The sequence below is a fragment of the Rhizobium alarense genome, assembly GCF_021555155.1.
GTDB classification, from domain to species: Bacteria; Pseudomonadota; Alphaproteobacteria; order Rhizobiales; family Rhizobiaceae; genus Rhizobium_D; species Rhizobium_D alarense.
In genome coordinates, this window is record NZ_JAKGBU010000168.1 from 1 (window position 1) to 2,313 (window position 2,313).

Consider the following 2,313-nt stretch of genomic DNA (forward strand, 5'->3'; position numbering starts at 1 on the left):
GGTCGATCCAGTCGACGTCGTTGCGCGGTGTCATGAGACCGCGCGCGGCGCGGTCGCTGAAGCGCATCACGCCGGAGATCATGCGCTTCTCGCCGCCTTCGATGACGCCGGCGGCTTCCGCTTCCGCGACGATCGACTTGATCTCCTCGTCGGTCACGGCGCTTTCCGGCGCTTCGTGCAGCCCGAACAGATGCAGGATAAGGCGCGTCGAGGCGTCGAGCAGCCATACGGCGGGCGCCCCGGCCCGCGACAGGATCGCCATGGCGGGTGCAACGGCACAGGCGAAGCGCTCGGGATTGCGCAGCGCAATCTGCTTGGGAACGAGTTCGCCGACGACGACCGACAGGTAGGTGATGAGCGAGATGACGATGCCGTAACCAAGCGGATCGGCAAGCCAGTCCGGCGCTCCTTCCGCAAAGAGGAAGTCCCGCAGGCGGCCGCCCAGCGCCGCACCGGAGAAGGCGCCGGCCAGGACGCCGATCAGCGTGATTCCGATCTGCACGGTCGACAGGAACTTGCCGGGATTGTCGGCGAGCCGCAAGGCGGTGGTCGCACCGCCGACCCCCTGCGACGCAAGCGTCTTCAGGCGCACCTTGCGCGCGGACACGATGGAGAGTTCCGAAAGGGCGAAGATGCCGTTCAGGACGATGAGGAAAGCAGCGATTGCGAGTTCGAACAAGGACGACGAGCCGCGCTTCTGAACCGCAACGGCGCCTTTCTGTTGATGACGATGGCGCGAACATAGGACCCCCGGAGGCATGGGTCAACGTCCGAAGGCCCGCCCAGGCGGTCTCAGGCGGCGGAACAGGCGGCACGCCGAGCAGCCCGCCGGTCGCCATGCGCTCACGGCGCGGCCTCCCGTTCCGGTGCGAGGTCCTCGACGAGCAGCTCGGCAAAACGGCGCGCCGGTGCCGACGGGGCCGAAGCGGCGAGATACAGTGTCAGCGCCGTGCGGCCGAGCGACGGCAGCCCGTGTCCTGCCGGATCGAGCACCCGCAGTCCGGCCGGCATGCCGACGGGCGTGCGGATGGTGACGCCGAGCCCGGCTCCGGCGGCGGCCCAGAGGCCGGAGAGGCCGGGGCTCGCGAAGGCATGGCGCCAGGCGATGCCGGCCTCCTTCAGCGCCTCGACCGCCGCGGCGCGAAACGAACAGGGCGGATCGAAGGCGATCAGCGGCAGCGGCCCCTCCTCCCTGCGCCAGCGATAGCCCGGCGCGCCGATCCACACGAGCGGGTAGGAGCCGAGCAGCCGGCTGTTCTCGCGCGGCACGCTGGTCCAGGCGACCGCAAGGTCGAGTTCGCCCCGTTCCACCGCCTCCACCAGCCTGGCGCCGCGATCGACGCGCGCTTCGATGCGCAGCTTCGGGTGGCTGCGTGAAAAGCGCCCGAGCAGCGGCGGCATCGAGGTTTCCGCAAAATCCTGTGGAAAGCCGATCCGCAGCCAGCCGTCGAGCACCGTAGCCGTCGAGAGGCGCACCATCGCCTCGTCGTTGAGTTCGAGGATGCGCGTCGCATAGTCGAGCAGCGTTTCTCCCGCCTCCGTCAGCGCGAGCCCCCTGCCCTTCCTGGCGAACAGGGCCTGTCCGGTCTGGTCGACCAGCTTGCGCATCTGCAGGCTGACGGCGGGCGGCGTGCGCCCGAGTGCCGCCGCCGCCCTGGCGAAGCTGCCGAGCCGCACGCCTGTCACGAAGGTGCGCAGCACGTCCATGTCGAAATTGCGCGGGGTATCAACCATTCAGTTTTCCAAAACTATTCAGAAATAACTTCTGAATTTCCTGAACATTGATGGCGCGGTAGAATGGCGCCGTCAACCAGCCTCGCACGGAGCCCATCCCATGCCCTATGCCCATCTGAGGATTGCCGGAGAGCCGGCCGGCCCTGACGGCCTGCGCCATCTTCACGACGAAATGACCCGCATCGTCGCGTCACTGCTCGGCAAGAAGGCCGAACTGACGGCGGTCGACATCGAGGAAGTGCCGCTGTCCGGCTGGGCGGTCGGCACGCACAGGACGAAGCGCGTCGCCCATCTGGAGGTTCTGGTCACGGCCGGCACCAACAGTCCCGAACAGAAGGAAAGGTTCATCGCCGCCGCTTACGGCCTCCTGCGCGAGATCTTCGGCGCCGACCTGCATCCGGTGAGCTACGTCGTCATCCGTGACCTTTCCGCGGATAGCTGGGGCTATGGCGGGCTGACCCAGGCGGCGCGGCGCTGACCGTCAGTCGGCGCTCGGCAGGCGGCGCATCGTGAATTCGATGCGGTCGCCCTCGAGCGCCCGCCAGCTTTCCACCGCTGTCCAGTAGGCCGCCTTCGGCC

3 protein-coding genes are annotated in these 2,313 nt (G+C 68.1%); 1 reads left to right on the forward strand and 2 read right to left on the reverse strand.

Annotation, left to right across the window (positions count from 1 at the left end; translation table 11 throughout):
• On the reverse strand, window positions 1–679 hold a 679-nt coding region (locus LXM94_RS25745; RefSeq protein ID WP_235774721.1), incomplete at its 3' end, for a hemolysin family protein.
• Window positions 680–843: 164 nt separating this feature from the next.
• Complete coding sequence (locus LXM94_RS25750) at window positions 844–1,734, reverse strand: LysR substrate-binding domain-containing protein (protein WP_235774723.1); 891 nt, start codon at window positions 1,732–1,734, stop codon at window positions 844–846.
• Window positions 1,735–1,834: 100 nt separating this feature from the next.
• Between LXM94_RS25750 and LXM94_RS25755 the strand changes: the two genes are divergently transcribed.
• On the forward strand, window positions 1,835–2,212 hold the full coding sequence (locus LXM94_RS25755; RefSeq protein WP_235774725.1) for a tautomerase family protein: 378 nt from the start codon (window positions 1,835–1,837) through the stop codon (window positions 2,210–2,212).
• The last annotated feature ends 101 nt before the right edge of the window (window positions 2,213–2,313 follow it).